Source organism: Natrinema pallidum, from assembly GCF_005890195.1.
In the GTDB taxonomy this organism is placed as follows: Archaea; Halobacteriota; Halobacteria; order Halobacteriales; family Natrialbaceae; genus Natrinema; species Natrinema pallidum.
Genome location: NZ_CP040637.1, coordinates 1375307 through 1388864 on the forward strand (window position 1 = coordinate 1375307; position 13558 = coordinate 1388864).

Below are 13558 nucleotides of genomic sequence, written 5' to 3' on the forward strand. Positions count from 1 at the left end.
TACAGTACAGCCTGCGACGCTACTCGTCCTGCAGGAAGTCCGGTTCCGTCCGCTGGTCCTCGATTTCGTCCTCGAGATGCGTCTTGAACGCCTCGATCTCGACGTCGTACTCCTGGTCCTCGAACCGGTCCCGTACCGAAATGTTGCCGTCGGCTTCCTCGTTGTCGCCGACGATGATCTGGTAGGGGACCCGATCGTCGTGGGCCGCACGGATCTTCCGCTCGAGGGTGGAGTCGCGGCCGTCGACCTCGACGCGGAAGTCGTCGAACTCGTTTGCGACCCGGTGGGCGTAGCCGAGGTTGTCGTCGGAAATCGGCAGCACGCGGACCTGTTCCGGTGCGAGCCACAGCGGGAACCGACCCTCGTAGTGCTCGATGAGCATCATGAAGAACCGCTCGTAGCTGCCGTAGAGCGCGCGGTGGATCATCACCGGGCGGTGTTCCTCGTTGTCCTCACCGACGTAGTTCAGGTCGAACCGCTCGGGCATGTTGAAGTCCAGTTGCACGGTTGGACCGTCCCACGAGCGGCCGATGGCGTCCTCGAAGGCGAAGTCGATCTTCGGGCCGTAGAAGGCACCGTCGCCTTCCTCGATGTCGTACTCGTGACCGTGGGAGTCGAGAACGCTCTCGAGTTGCTCCTCGGCGCGCGTCCAGATTTCGTCGCTCCCGACCGACTTCTCGGGCCGGGTGGCCAGGGCCATCTCGTACTCGAGGTCGAACGTCTCCAGGACGTCCGTGATCATGTCCATGATCGCCTCGACTTCCGACTTGATCTGCTCGGGGCGGACGAACAGGTGGCCGTCGTCGATGGTAAACGCCCAGACCCGCGAGAGTCCGGAGAGTTCGCCGCGTTGTTCTTTGCGGTAGACTTTCCCGTTCTCGGCGTAGCGGATCGGCAGGTCCCGGTAGCTCCAGGAGTGGTCCTGGAAGATGGCGGCGTGGCCGGGACAGTTCATCGGCTTCAGGCCGAACTCGTCGTCGCCGACGTCGAAGATGAACATGTCGTCCTGATAGTTCTCGTAGTGACCCGACCGATGCCACAGATCCGTCTTGAAGACGTGGGGCGTCTCGACGTAGTCGTACCCTGCATCCTTGTTGAGGTCCTCGACGAAGTCCTCGAGTTCCTTGAGGACGGTCTTCCCGGCGGGGTGATAGAGCGGCAGCCCCGGCCCCGTCACATCCTGGATCGAAAAGAGGTCCATCTCGTTGCCGATCCGGCGGTGATCGCGCTTCTCGGCTTCCTGTTTTCGTTCCAAGAAATCCTCGAGATCGCCCTCGTCTTCGAAGGCGGTGCCGTAGATGCGCGTCTGCATCGTGTTGTCCTCGTCGCCGCGCCAGTAGGCACCGGCTATCTCGAGCAGTTCGACGACGCCGATCTCGCCCGTCGAGTCGACGTGGGGGCCGGCACAGAGGTCTTCCCACTCGCCCTGACTGTAGAACGTGACGGTGTCTTCCTCCTCGGCGAGTTCCTCGAGCAGTTCGAGCTTGTAGGGTTCGTCGGCCAGGCGCGCTTCCGCGTCGTCGATCGAGACGACCTCACGCTCGATTTCGTAGTCGGCCTCGATGATGGCCGCGATTTCGTCCTCGAGGTCGGCGAGGTCCTCCGCGTCGATGTCGAGGTTGTCGAAGTCGTAGTAAAAGCCCTCGTCCGTCGGCGGGCCAATGGCGAGTTTGACCGCGCCCTCGTCGTACAGGCGCTCGACCGCCTGTGCGAGACAGTGGGCCGCGGAGTGGCGCATGACGTCGAGATACTCGTCGGACTGCTCCGTGATGATCTCGAGTTCCGCGCCGTCGTAGACCGGCTGCTCCTTGGCGACGAGGTCGCCGTCGAGTTTGCCGGCGACGGTATCGCTGCCGAGGCCGGGGCCGATCTCGTAGGCGCAGTCCTCGACCGTGGCGTCCGCGTTGACTTCGAGTGCTGATCCGTCCGGCAGTACGACCGCTACCTGCTCCTGTGAGTCTGATTCTGACATGGCTGTGGGTGTGGTGAAAATTCCGGTGGCGTGTCCGCATCACGTCCCGCACACTGGCCGACTCGTGCCGACACAATACGCGGTAGGTGGGAATTAGAAACGGGCAAACGCCCCTGTAAAGCGGACACCTACCATCGTGGCTACGAGTACTCTCGAGCGGGATAAAAGCATTGTGATGGGGCGCGACGATGACGCCGTCGCCGGACGCGTCGCACTCGTGTCCGAACGGCGTAGACCTGATGGGGCGATCTGACCGGTGGATCGAATCCACGGAGGAGACGGCCCGACATCGTACGGCCACCGCTTCCGACTCCTGGTGTCTACGAATAGACACCTTCTTAGTCGAATCGATAGTAGGGCGGATATGGACCTGCGAGATCCGACCGTCCGATGGGGAATCGGCCTCACCACTGGCGTACTCGTCGCCGCGATCGCACTCCTCTTTCTGGAGGGAACGATGCAACTCCTCGTGTTGGGCATCGCCGTCTTCGATGCGATCTCGACGCCACAGTTCCTGAAGCAAGCCGTCGAGAGCTGATCGCTGGCCGTTACGGAGCCCAGCGGCGGCCCGGCTACTTGCTCTCGAGCAACTCGCTTGCCGTCACCAGCGAGTCCATCTCGACGCCGGCGTCTTCGACGGTCTCGCGGCCGCCTTCTTCGCGGTCGACGACAACCAACGCGCGCTCGACGGTCGCACCCGCCTCCCGGAGCGCCTCGACGGCTTCCACGAGGCTCGTCCCCGTCGTCACGATGTCCTCGACGACGACGACCTCCTCGCCCGCCTCGAGTCGCCCCTCGATCAGATTACCGGTGCCGTACTCCTTGCGCTGCTTGCGCGCGATGACGTAGGGGACGCCGGCGGCGACGCTCGTCGCGGCGGCCAGCGGCACGCCGCCGAGCGCGACGCCGCCGAGTTTGTCGTCCTCGTCGACCCGTTCGGCGAAGGCCGCGGCGATGGCCTCGAGACAGTCGGGATCGGTCTCGAAGAGGTACTTGTCGACGTAGTACTCGCTGGTTCCCCCGTGGGAGAGTTCGAACTCGCCGAACTGGACGGCGTCGGCCGCGCGAAGGGCGTCGATGAGGTCCTGATTCGTCATTGCTCGACAAGGCGCGCCCGACCGAAATAAGCGGTGTGGAACGGGACGCGGACGCAATCGGATCGGTGTGGTCGGGATCAGAGCGCTATCGGCCGATCGCGACGCCGCGAGCGGCTGCCGCTGCAGATAACTTTTTGTCTCCGACGATATGTGTGTCATGTGATGACAGCAACGAGTGCAGACGCGCTCCATCCGGACCTGCAGGCGTTTCTCGAGCGCTACGAATCGCTCGACATGCCGTCGTTCAACGAGCTCTCGGCTGAGGAGGCTCGCGAACTGTTCGATCAGTTGCGCGTCGCCGGGGAGCCCGAGATCGAACTCGAGTCGGTCGAGGACCGAACGATCGGCGGCCCGCACGGCGAGGTGCCGCTCAGGGTCTACGATCCCGGAACCGAGGGGACGGCCCGGCCGCTGCTCCTGTACTTCCACGGCGGCGGCTGGGTCATCGGGAACGTCGACACCCACGACGGCACGTGCCGCAAACTCGCGGCTGACACCGGGTATCCGGTTGTCAGCGTCGACTACGGACTCGCGCCCGAACACCCCTTCCCGGAGGGGCTCGAGGACTGTTATGCCGCCTTCGAGTGGGTGGCGGAGACGGCCGCCGAACTGGACGCGGACCCGGACCGACTCGTCGTGGCGGGTGACAGCGCCGGCGGCGGTCTCGCGGCGGGGCTGTCGCTGCTCGTCAGGGATCGGGGTGGGCCAGCAATCGCGTATCAACTGCTGATCTACCCCAGCGTCGGCGATGCGACTGTGACGGAGGCCTACAAGGAGAACAGCCAGGGGTACTTCCTCACGGCGGACGACATGGCGTGGTTCCGCGACCACTACTTCGAAACCGAGATCGACATGGGCAACGTCTACGCGTGTCCCCTGCTCGCGGACGACCTCTCGGAGTTGCCGCCCGCGACGGTCATCACCGCCGGCTTCGACCCCTTGCGCGATGTCGGTGCGAACTACGCCGACCGACTCGAGGCGGCCGGCGTCCCCGTCGCGTACCACAACTACGACGACATGATCCACGGCTTCTTCGGCATGATTTCCGAGCCGGTCGCGCTGGAGCGTGCTCACGAGGCCCACGAGGCCGCCGTCGCGGATCTGCACGCGACGCTCGAGTAGATCGGTGTCTCCGAGAACGGACGGTCGCCGGTTTCGTCGGTCCGGTGCGGAGAGAACCGATCGAACGACACCTACCAGGGCTCGTTTTTCAGTCCGAGTTTGTACGCGATCACGTTCGTCGTCACGTGGAGGATCGGCGTGAGCACGACGACGACGAGGATGACCTCGAGCGAGAACCACGCACGGAACCAGTCGGTCGCCAGTAGCGCGGTCAGTGGCAGGGAGACGACGACGAAGTCCAACTGATCGAGGCCGGGGAACATCGCCCCGCGCTGGCGGCCGCTTCGGCGTTTGAGAAACGAGGCGAGAATGTCGCCGAGCATCGCGCCGCCGGCGAGACCGAGCGCCGCAAGCGGGGTGAATTCGGGGACATCGAATCCCAGCACGTCGCCGACATCGGGCGCGATGAACGTGAGGCCGGCCGCGAGCGCGAGTCCCGCCGCGGTCCCCATCGCCGTGCCGCGCCAGGTCTTTCCGTCACCTAACACGCGCCTGTCACCCCACGTCCGGCCGCCGTCGATCGGTCGGCCGCCGCCGGCCAACACGGCAGCATTGTTGGGGACGTAGGCGGGCAACATCGCCCAGAACGCGATCGCGATAGTCTCGAGGAGTGCCATATCGGCCGGGACGAACTGACGTGTCTTAACGGGCGGTGGTTCGGTGGAGCCGCCTCGTGAGCGACGGCGCGGAGACGCCACCCGTCGTTCCGAGAGAAAGATTCACAACGTAACATGACTCACACGGAGTAGTGGATAACCGGGATACTAGTACCAGCAACGAGACTTCCAACTGATGACGACACAACCTCCTGCGACCGAAGACGAATCGGCAGCCGAACCCGATTCGGCGCTGGTCACCGCCCGCCGACAGCTCGAGCGAGCCGCCACCCACGTCGACGTCGATCCCGGCGTCGTCGAGCGGCTGAAACACCCGACACGGGTTCAACAGGTATCGGTACCGCTCGAGCGCGAGGACGGTTCCGTCGACGTCTTTACCGGCTATCGGGCCCAGCACGACGACGTTCGCGGCCCGTACAAGGGCGGCCTGCGCTACCACCCCGAAGTCAGCGCCGAGGAGTGTACCGGTCTCTCGATGTGGATGACCTGGAAGTGTGCCGTGATGGACCTTCCCTTCGGCGGCGGAAAGGGTGGCATCGCCGTCGATCCCAAAGCGCTGACCGAGGACGAGACCGAACGGCTCACCCGTCGGTTCGCCGAGGAACTGCGCGATGCGGTCGGGCCGACGAAAGACGTCGCCGCGCCCGACATGGGGACCGACGCCCAGACGATGGCCTGGTTCATGGACGCCTACAGCATGCAACAGGGGGAGACGATCCCCGGCGTCGTCACGGGCAAGCCGCCGGTCATCGGCGGCTCCTACGGCCGTGAGGAGGCCCCCGGTCGGTCGACGGCGATCGCCGCACGCGAAGCCGTCCAGTACTACGGCCGCGAGGTCTCGGACACCACCATCGCCGTCCAGGGCTTCGGAAGCGTCGGCGCGAACGCCGCCCGCCTGCTCGAGGAGTGGGGAGCGACGATCGTGGCGGTCAGCGACGTCAACGGCGGGGTATACGATCCCGACGGGATCGACGTCTCGGCGATTCCCTCCCACGACGAGGAGCCCGAAGCGGTCACGCGGTTCGCGACCGACCTCGACGAGGGCGACGACGTCTCCCGCATCTCGAACAGCGACCTCCTCGAACTCGACGTCGATGTCCTCGTTCCCGCGGCCGTCGGCAACGTCATCACCGCGGATAACGCCGACGCGATCGCCGCCGACATCGTTGTCGAGGGCGCGAACGGCCCGACCACGTTCGCCGCCGACACCATCCTCGAGGAACGCGGTGTCCACGTGATCCCGGACATCCTCGCGAACGCGGGCGGCGTCACCGTCAGCTACTTCGAGTGGCTTCAGGACATCAACCGCCGCCAGTGGTCCCTCGAGCGAGTTACCGAGGAACTCGAAGACCACATGCTCGAGGCCTGGAAGGACGTCCGTACGGAGGTAGATGAGAAGGGGCTGACGTGGCGCGACGCCGCCTACGTCGTCGCGCTCTCCCGCATCGCGGAGGCGAAAGAGACCAGAGGGCTCTGGCCGTAGCCGGTTCCGATCGGCCGCGGGACCGCCGGACGGTCCAACGGATTTCTCGCCGGGTGCGACGGGACGAATGAAAGGGCTCATGTCCGAGCAGTCGTATGGTCTACTAATGACGCCGTGGAAGCGGGTCTTCGCGAGCGGGCTGATTCTCATCGGACCGATACTCGTCACGCTGTACGTCGTCTACCGGGCCTACGCGCTCGCGATCGGGTTCACGCCGGCGGGCACGCTCGAGCCGGAAATACTGGCCGGCTTCATCGGCAACGAGCCGACCCGCGTACTGATCATCCGCGTATTCCAACTCGTCGTCTCGCTGAGTTCCGTCGTGCTGATCGCGATCGCGATCGGTATCCTGACCCGAACGACCGTCGGCGACGTCTTCACGCGAAGCGTCGACGGAATCGCGAACCGCGTCCCGGGGCTGCGCGTCGTCTACAACGCGTCAAAAGTCGCGGCCGAGACCACGCTCGGCGAGGAACAGGCCCTGCAGGAACCGGTCAAAGTCCGAAGCTGGGACGGCACGCAGATGCCGGCGTTCAAGACCGGCCACACCACCAGCGACGGACGGGTAGTGCTGTTCGTTCCCACGTCACCGAACGTCTCCTCGGGCTTCGTCGTGGAAGCCGATGCTGACCGGATCATCGAAACCGACGACTCCGTCGAGGAGGCGCTCGCGCGCGTGTTGAGCGGGGGCTTCGGTGACTCAACGCACCCGCAGCGACACACGGAGTCGCCGTTGGGTCCGTCCGGGGACCGATCGACGGACGAGGAGTGACGGAAGACGGTCCCGGTGAAGACGATACTCGACGCGAGAGCACGGCCGGCGTCCCTCGAGCGGCGGTCGGCGTCCGTCAAATCCGGTCGGGAATTTATGCGACACCGGGTGGAGCGGGACCGACGCATGTCGACGCTGCCGCCATGGATCGAAGATCGGATCGACTCGAGGCCGAGCCGTGCGCTCACACAACGCCGCGTCGCCGAGGTGATGCTGACAGCGGACCGGCCGTTCTTTCTCGGTCTCCCAACTCGGCGCGCGGCTCGGGCCGGATGTCGGCGAGGACCAGCTCCGGGAGCGGCTCGCGGAACTCCGCGAGCGCGGCGTTGTCGCCGTCGAGACGTATCCGGCGGCGACGACCCTCTACTATATCGATCACCCCGGAGCGACCGACTCGTACCCCGCAGGCGAGACGCCGACGCGGTCGGCCGCGAACCCGCTCGATCGGCTCTCGGCGAGGGACTTCCTGTTGCTTCGCGAACCGGACGCGATCGGGACGCTCGTCCTCGCGGGCTATCAGCTCAGCCTGGTGTTGTTCCTCCTCGGGACCGTCCTGACCGCCGTCGGACTGGAGGCACCGGTCCACAGCGACCACGGACTCTGGACCGCCGCACTGAACCTGCTCCTGCTCTGTGTCGTGCTCCGATTCGCCGAGCGCACCGCGCGACGGGTCCGCTCGCGACGGGATCGGTCCTGACTCGCGCCCGCACCCAGCGGGCGTCGCACCCGGTTATTGATCGGGTTTGCGGGCGCAACATCGCGTTTGGTGCCCGCCAAATCCATCTGGGGGTTTAATTTCTCCCCCGCTGATTGCTCTGCTAACGATGGCGACGCTCCCAACGTGGATCGACGAACGGCTCGATCCGACGCTCGACAAGAAACTCACGCAGCGACACGTCGTCGAGGTCATGGTCGAATCCGACCGCCCGTTCTTTTCGGTCCAGCAACTTCGCTCGCGCGTCAGTCCGACCGTCAGCAAAGAGACCGTTCGGAACCGGCTCGACGAACTCCGCGAGATCGATGTCGTCGCCGCGGAGACCTATCCGGAGACGATCACGCTGTACTACATCAACCACCCGGAATCACCGTGGCCGCTCTCACCGGCCGGGCAACGCGCGCTCGATCACGATTCACCCCTCGAGACGCTGTCGCTCGCCGACTTCCTTCGACTCCGGAACCCGGCCGGCATCAGGACGTTGGTGTTGGCGGGCTTGCAACTCAGTCTGGTACTGTTCTCCGTCGGCGTCGGGCTGATCGTGCTGTCGATAGACGCCCCCGTCGAAGCCAGCCACGGGCTGTTGGGTGCCGCCGGCAACCTCTTCGTTGTCTGTCTGGTCTTGCTCGGTGCCGAACGCCTCGCTCGAGCTGTCCGCGACGACGGCGTCAGTGGAGCCGTGCCGACGCCGAACAGGTCCGGTCCGAAGTAACGGCCGCCGACTCTCCCCGCACGTTCAAAACGATGTCAACGAACTCATCACCGACCGAATCGCCTACGACCGAACCCGGCCCGTCGATCCTCGCGGAGCGGACGCTCCTGGGTATCTTCGTCCATTTCATCGCGATACTGCCGTTTATCGGCCCGATCGCCACCGTCGTCATTTATCTGGCCTCGAGCCACGAGTTCACGCGAGCGAACGCTCGGAACGCGCTCGACTGGCACCTGTTCGTCATCGGATCGGTTCTCGCGACGTTCGCGCTCCTGATCGGGCTGGACACGCTGTTCGAGTACGTCACGGTGCCGGGTCCCCTCGAAGCCGCCGTCTTGCTTCCCGTCTTCGTCCTGGTGTTCGCCGCGATGTCCCTCGGCCTGCTTAGCGCCGTCATCTGGATCGTCGCGATGGCGAAAGCCATCTTCGGCGAGGCGTGGCGCTATCCGTTCGCCCCCGAACTCGTGTGACCGCCCGTGACCGTCGCCGAGAACCGGAGGAACACCCTTACGCGTGGCTCCCCAGGGCACCGATATGCTCCCGCCCATCGCGAACCGGTTCGTCGCGGGGGAGTCCCCCGCAGAAGCGCTCGAGCACGTCCGTCGGTTGAACGAGCGCGACGTGAAGGCGATCGTCAATCTCCTCGGCGAGCACCACGGCGACCGCGAGACCGTCGACGCCGACGCCGCCGAATACCGACGCCTCGTCGCCGATATTGCGGGCTCGCGGCTCGCGGCTGCCGTCTCGGTCAAGCCCTCGCAACTGGGGCTTGACCTCGACGAGGATGTCTTCCGGACGACGCTAGCCGCCGTCGTCGACGCGGCGGCCGAACGGGACGTCTTCGTCTGGATCGACATGGAGGATCACACGACGACCGACGCGACGCTGGACGCGTTCGAAGCCCTCGCACGGAACCACGGGGGCGGCGTCGGTGTTTGCGTTCAGGCCAACCTCCGCCGGACGCGAGCGGACATAAGGCGACTGGCCGACGTCCCCGGTAAAGTCCGCCTGGTCAAGGGTGCCTACGACCCGCCGGCCGACGTTTCCTACACCGATTCCGCGCGGGTCGATCGGGAGTACCGGGACCTGCTCGAGTTGGCGTTCGAACGCTACGACGGCGGTATCGGGGTGGGAAGCCACGATCCGGCGATGATCGAACACGCGAAAGCGCTCCACGAGCGCTACGGAACGGACTTCGAAATACAGATGCTCATGGGCGTGCGCGAGGACGCCCAGTACGAACTGGCACGGGAGGACGAGGTCTGGCAGTATGTCCCCTACGGCGACCGCTGGAAATCCTACTTTTATCGGCGGGTCATGGAACGGCGGCAGAACCTCCGGTTCGCACTTCGTGCCGTACTCACCGGCTGAGACGGCCGGACGGTATTGCTACCGTCGCAGCCTCACGCCCGGTAGGCGATGGCAGCGTGGCTATCGGTCGTCCGAGAGCCAGACGACCCACGGGCGGAGCGCGCGATCGCGTCCCGATCTCGAGCGACGACCCACCGCGATCGATCCGGCCGGCTCGCGTCCGGTGCCCGCCGGTCGGGATCAAAGGATAGTATAAAGGCAAACGGCTCCATCGTGGTGGACATATGACGACGACGCTCGGAACCGCAAGCGCGGGGCCCGGCGAGATCGATACGGGCCGTCTCGAGATCGGCGAGACGCGGGACGGGAGCCCGTTCGGACTGCCGGTTGCCGTTGTAAACGGCGCGACTGCGGGGAAGACCCTCTACATGCAGGCGGCCAGTGACGGCGACGAACTCAACGGTATCGGCGTCGTCCAGCGCGTCGTACCGCGGCTCGATCCGGCCGAGATCTCGGGGACGATACTCATCGTCGGGATCGTCAACTACCACGCGTTCCAGGTCGCCGAACACCGCAACCCGATCGACGACACGAAGATGAATCGTGCCTATCCCGGCAACGAGGGCGGTACCTCGAGCGAGCGGATCGCGGCCGCGACGTTCGACATCGCGACCGACGCGGACCTGATCCTCGATCTCCACCAGGGATCGACCAGTCGGATGCTGGACGAAGTCCGCGTTCGCTGCGGGAAGCGCCACCGGCTCCACGACCAGTGTCTCGAGCTCGCGAAAGCCTTCGGCTGCGGGTACGTGCTCGACCAGAAGGGGCCGGACGGCCAACTGGCCCGCGCGGCTCCCGACGACGGAATACCGACCGTCGATCCCGAACTCGGCGGGGCCGTCGGCTGGGACGAGGACAGCATTCGAACGGGCGTCGACGGCGTGTTCAACGTCCTCCGCTACTACGACTTCCTCGACGGCGACCAGCCGCTCGAGACCCAGACCCGCGCCAGGGGGTTCGAACAGTACGGGGCCCCGGCGGGCGGACTCGTGACCATGCACAAGGACCTCGGCGACCGAGTCCGTGCCGGCGAGACGGTGTTCGAAGTGACGACTCCCTTCGGGGAACCGAAGGCCGAGGTGACGGCCGACGGGAGCGGCATCCTCTGGCGGGCCCGGCGGCTCCCGCAGGTCGCGACCGGCGAGTACGTCTGTTCGATCGGCACCGATGTTGGTGAGTACTGAGATGGCCTCCGATCTCACCTGCCCCGACTGCGGGACCGTCTACGAGGCCGGACCGGACGAACCGTGGCGCTGTGGCTGTGGCCGTGCCCTGGAGTTCACCGAACGGCCACATCCGCAGGGCAATCCGCTGCCACTACACAGCCTCGATACCAGCGAGGGACTGTGGACGTTCTTCGAGTTCCTCCCGATCGAACAGCACGTCACGTTCTACGAGGGCTTTACGCCGACGGTCGAGGCCCCCGACTGGGACGCGCGGTTCAAACTCGAGTACGTCTTCCCGACGGGTTCGTTCAAGGACCGCGGCGCGACGACGACCCTCTCGCGGGCGGTCGAACTCGGCGTTGAGAAGGTGCTCGAGGATTCCTCCGGCAACGCGGGCGCGTCGATCGCGACTTACGCGGCCCGCGCGGGCGTCGACGCGGACATCTACGTCCCGTCGGATGTCAAACAGTCCAAGCTGATGACGATCCAGCGGGCCGACGCCCGCCCGGTTCGCATCGAAGGAGCCCGAGAGGACGTGACCGCGGCCTGTCTCGAGGCCGTCGAAGGCGACGCGAACGACGGCGATCCGACGGGTGACGAGAGCGGAGCCCCGTATCAGACCGGCGAGGGCTGGTACGCCAGCCACGCTTGGAATCCCGCGTTCTACGCCGGGACGATGACGTTCGCGTTCGAGGTGGCCGCCCAGCAGGGGTGGACGGTCCCCGACGCCGTCGTCCTCCCGCTCGGTCACGGCACGCTCTTCCTCGGCGCGTATCGGGGCTTTTCCCTCCTCAACGAGGCCGGCATCGTCGACGGCATGCCGCGCCTGCTCGGCGCACAGGCGGCCGGCTACGCGCCGATCGTCGCCGCGCTCGGCGGCGATACCACCGACGCGGAGGGCGAACGGACGAGCATCGCTGACGGCATCCAGATCACCGAACCCGCCCGCGGCACCGAGATCGTCGACGCCATCGAGGCGACCGACGGCGACGCGATCGCGATCGGCGGGGATGCGATCGAAACCGCGCTGGACCGGCTCCACCGCAACGGCTTTTACGTCGAGCCGACCTGCGCGGTCGCACCGGCGGCCCTCGAGCAGTACCGCGATGACGGCGTCATCGACGCCGACGACGACGTCGTCGTGCCGTTGACCGGTAGCGGACTGAAAACCCTATGACGGTTCGGTACTGAACCGTCGGTAGATGGTTAGCCGACCGCCGACGTTCTGCCCTGACTGCGGCACTCGCCTCGAGTCGATCAGGTTCGACGGTCGTGAGCGCATGCGCTGTCCGCCCTGCGACGCGATCGTCTGGCACAATCCGGTCCCGTGTGCCGGCGTCGCGGTCGTCGACCGATCGGGGCCGGAGTCGGCCGTGCTCTGCGTCGAACGCGGCGTCCCGCCGGGGGTCGGTGAGTGGACGCTTCCCGGCGGCCACATGGAAATCGACGAGGAGCCGCCCGCAGCGGCCGCGCGCGAACTCCGCGAGGAGACCGGCGTCGCCGTCGATCCCGCCGCCCTCGAGATTCTCAGCGCGTCGACGATGCCACCTCGCGAGGGGAAACACGTCGTGACGGTCCACTACGTGGCCGACCGCGCCGACGCCGCGGGAGACCCGGAGGCGGGCAGCGACGCTGTGGCCGCGCGGTTCTGGACCCCGTCGGCGTTCGACGCCTCGGGCGAGACGTTTCGACCGGTCCACGAGGCCCGGTTTCGCGAGGCCGCCGCGGTGCTCGAGTGAGCGGCAGCGACCGCGACGCGCGGGCGGCGCGGCCGCCGCGGGATCAGGGGATTCATTAGCGCCCCATCCCAGATTCGGACGATGAGTTCACCGTCGTTCGCTATCGGGATCGCCGGCGGGACGGGTGCCGGAAAGACGACGGTCGCGCGCACGGTGTCGGAGACCGTCGGCGAGGCCGTCACGCGAATCCCGCTCGACAACTACTACAAGGACCTCTCACATCTCGCGTTCGAGGAACGCGAACAGGTCAACTACGACCATCCATCGGCCTTCGAGTGGGACCTGCTTCGGGAGCAACTCGAGGCGCTGCTGGCGGGCCGGTCGATCGAGATGCCACAGTACGACTTCGAAGCCCACAACCGTACTGACGACCGCGTCACCGTCGAACCCTCGGAGATACTCGTTCTCGAAGGCATCCTGTCCCTGTACGACGAGGAGATCCGCGACCTACTCGATCTGCGAGTGTACGTGATGACCGACGCGGACGTTCGCATCCTGCGGCGGATCGAACGCGACGTCATCGAGCGCGGACGCGACCTCAAGGGCGTCATCGACCAGTACCTCGAGACGGTTAAGCCGATGCACGAGCAGTTCGTCGCCCCGACGAAAAAGCAAGCGGACGTGATCATTCCCGAAGGCGCAAACCGGATGGCGATGGACCTCCTGATCGAGAAGGTGCAGGCCGAACTGCCGGACGAGTCGGCCCGGCCCGGCGTCGACCGCGAACTGTCGGTCAACGGCCAGGCGCTCGACTGACGGCCCCGGTTCCGGCGCGACGGTACGAGACCAAAC

Annotated in this window: 15 protein-coding genes; 12 read left to right on the top strand and 3 right to left on the bottom strand. The window is 66.1% G+C overall.

What is annotated here, in order from left to right; genetic code table 11:
• Positions 1–19: 19 nt before the first annotated feature.
• Entirely contained in the window at positions 20–1972 is a 1953-nt protein-coding gene (thrS, locus tag FGF80_RS06770; protein WP_138652947.1) for a threonine--tRNA ligase, read from the bottom strand.
• A 364-nt stretch (positions 1973–2336) separates the two neighbouring features.
• Between thrS and FGF80_RS19095 the strand changes: the two genes are divergently transcribed.
• Complete coding sequence (locus FGF80_RS19095; protein WP_006185742.1) at positions 2337–2510, top strand: hypothetical protein; 174 nt, start codon at positions 2337–2339, stop codon at positions 2508–2510.
• Positions 2511–2544: 34 nt separating this feature from the next.
• Here FGF80_RS19095 and pyrE read toward each other — a convergent pair whose 3' ends face one another.
• Positions 2545–3069: an orotate phosphoribosyltransferase gene (pyrE, locus tag FGF80_RS06775; protein ID WP_138652949.1), complete on the bottom strand. Its 525-nt coding sequence runs from the start codon at positions 3067–3069 to the stop codon at positions 2545–2547.
• A 162-nt stretch (positions 3070–3231) separates the two neighbouring features.
• Here pyrE and FGF80_RS06780 point away from each other — a divergent pair, with 162 nt between their 5' ends.
• A complete protein-coding gene (locus tag FGF80_RS06780) occupies positions 3232–4191 on the top strand; it encodes an alpha/beta hydrolase (protein ID WP_175416999.1) in 960 nt (319 codons plus the stop codon).
• A gap of 71 nt (positions 4192–4262) precedes the next feature.
• On the opposite strand, the gene FGF80_RS06785 is transcribed toward FGF80_RS06780, so the two are convergent.
• Positions 4263–4808: a CDP-2,3-bis-(O-geranylgeranyl)-sn-glycerol synthase gene (locus FGF80_RS06785; RefSeq protein WP_138652951.1), complete on the bottom strand. Its 546-nt coding sequence runs from the start codon at positions 4806–4808 to the stop codon at positions 4263–4265.
• Between the two features lie 175 nt (positions 4809–4983).
• On the opposite strand from FGF80_RS06785, the gene gdhB reads away from it, so the two are divergent.
• The 10 genes from gdhB to udk all read left to right on the top strand — a co-directional run bounded on the left by gdhB (position 4984) and on the right by udk (position 13522).
• Complete coding sequence (gene gdhB / locus FGF80_RS06790) at positions 4984–6291, top strand: glutamate dehydrogenase GdhB (RefSeq protein WP_138652953.1); 1308 nt, start codon at positions 4984–4986, stop codon at positions 6289–6291.
• Between the two features lie 106 nt (positions 6292–6397).
• Positions 6398–7063 (top strand): DUF502 domain-containing protein, encoded by a 666-nt coding sequence (locus tag FGF80_RS06795; protein WP_138652955.1) that lies wholly within the window; start codon positions 6398–6400, stop codon positions 7061–7063.
• A 469-nt stretch (positions 7064–7532) separates the two neighbouring features.
• Complete coding sequence (locus FGF80_RS06805) at positions 7533–7760, top strand: hypothetical protein (protein WP_238705356.1); 228 nt, start codon at positions 7533–7535, stop codon at positions 7758–7760.
• Between the two features lie 127 nt (positions 7761–7887).
• On the top strand, positions 7888–8490 hold the full coding sequence (locus FGF80_RS06810) for a helix-turn-helix domain-containing protein (protein ID WP_138652959.1): 603 nt from the start codon (positions 7888–7890) through the stop codon (positions 8488–8490).
• A 32-nt stretch (positions 8491–8522) separates the two neighbouring features.
• Positions 8523–8960 carry a DUF4870 domain-containing protein gene (locus FGF80_RS06815; RefSeq protein ID WP_138652961.1) on the top strand — a complete coding sequence of 146 codons (438 nt, stop codon included), beginning with the start codon at positions 8523–8525 and terminating at the stop codon, positions 8958–8960.
• A 64-nt stretch (positions 8961–9024) separates the two neighbouring features.
• The gene (locus FGF80_RS06820; RefSeq protein WP_138652963.1) at positions 9025–9861 is read left to right on the top strand and encodes a proline dehydrogenase family protein; all 837 of its coding nucleotides are present in this window, start codon (positions 9025–9027) and stop codon (positions 9859–9861) included.
• A 224-nt stretch (positions 9862–10085) separates the two neighbouring features.
• Positions 10086–11045, top strand: a complete 960-nt coding sequence (locus FGF80_RS06825) for a succinylglutamate desuccinylase/aspartoacylase family protein (protein ID WP_006185750.1) — start codon at positions 10086–10088, stop codon at positions 11043–11045.
• 1 nt (position 11046) lies between these two features.
• Positions 11047–12204, top strand: coding sequence for a pyridoxal-phosphate dependent enzyme (locus FGF80_RS06830; protein WP_006185751.1), 1158 nt, complete (start codon positions 11047–11049; stop codon positions 12202–12204).
• Between the two features lie 25 nt (positions 12205–12229).
• Positions 12230–12766 (top strand): NUDIX domain-containing protein, encoded by a 537-nt coding sequence (locus FGF80_RS06835; RefSeq protein WP_049908088.1) that lies wholly within the window; start codon positions 12230–12232, stop codon positions 12764–12766.
• 81 nt (positions 12767–12847) lie between these two features.
• Entirely contained in the window at positions 12848–13522 is a 675-nt protein-coding gene (udk, locus tag FGF80_RS06840) for a uridine kinase (RefSeq protein WP_006185753.1), read from the top strand.
• Positions 13523–13558: the final 36 nt, after the last annotated feature.

What these genes read in the sequence shown, in the direction of transcription:
- thrS (WP_138652947.1), bottom strand. Translation starts at nt 1,972, where the DNA reads ATGTCAGAATCAGACTCACAGGAGCAGGTAGCGGTCGTACTGCCGGAC.
- FGF80_RS19095 (WP_006185742.1), top strand. Translation starts at nt 2,337, where the DNA reads ATGGACCTGCGAGATCCGACCGTCCGATGGGGAATCGGCCTCACCACT.
- pyrE (WP_138652949.1), bottom strand. Translation starts at nt 3,069, where the DNA reads ATGACGAATCAGGACCTCATCGACGCCCTTCGCGCGGCCGACGCCGTC.
- FGF80_RS06780 (WP_175416999.1), top strand. Translation starts at nt 3,232, where the DNA reads ATGACAGCAACGAGTGCAGACGCGCTCCATCCGGACCTGCAGGCGTTT.
- FGF80_RS06785 (WP_138652951.1), bottom strand. Translation starts at nt 4,808, where the DNA reads ATGGCACTCCTCGAGACTATCGCGATCGCGTTCTGGGCGATGTTGCCC.
- gdhB (WP_138652953.1), top strand. Translation starts at nt 4,984, where the DNA reads ATGACGACACAACCTCCTGCGACCGAAGACGAATCGGCAGCCGAACCC.
- FGF80_RS06795 (WP_138652955.1), top strand. Translation starts at nt 6,398, where the DNA reads ATGACGCCGTGGAAGCGGGTCTTCGCGAGCGGGCTGATTCTCATCGGA.
- FGF80_RS06810 (WP_138652959.1), top strand. Translation starts at nt 7,888, where the DNA reads ATGGCGACGCTCCCAACGTGGATCGACGAACGGCTCGATCCGACGCTC.
- FGF80_RS06815 (WP_138652961.1), top strand. Translation starts at nt 8,523, where the DNA reads ATGTCAACGAACTCATCACCGACCGAATCGCCTACGACCGAACCCGGC.
- FGF80_RS06820 (WP_138652963.1), top strand. Translation starts at nt 9,025, where the DNA reads ATGCTCCCGCCCATCGCGAACCGGTTCGTCGCGGGGGAGTCCCCCGCA.
- FGF80_RS06825 (WP_006185750.1), top strand. Translation starts at nt 10,086, where the DNA reads ATGACGACGACGCTCGGAACCGCAAGCGCGGGGCCCGGCGAGATCGAT.
- FGF80_RS06830 (WP_006185751.1), top strand. Translation starts at nt 11,047, where the DNA reads ATGGCCTCCGATCTCACCTGCCCCGACTGCGGGACCGTCTACGAGGCC.
- FGF80_RS06835 (WP_049908088.1), top strand. Translation starts at nt 12,230, where the DNA reads ATGGTTAGCCGACCGCCGACGTTCTGCCCTGACTGCGGCACTCGCCTC.
- udk (WP_006185753.1), top strand. Translation starts at nt 12,848, where the DNA reads ATGAGTTCACCGTCGTTCGCTATCGGGATCGCCGGCGGGACGGGTGCC.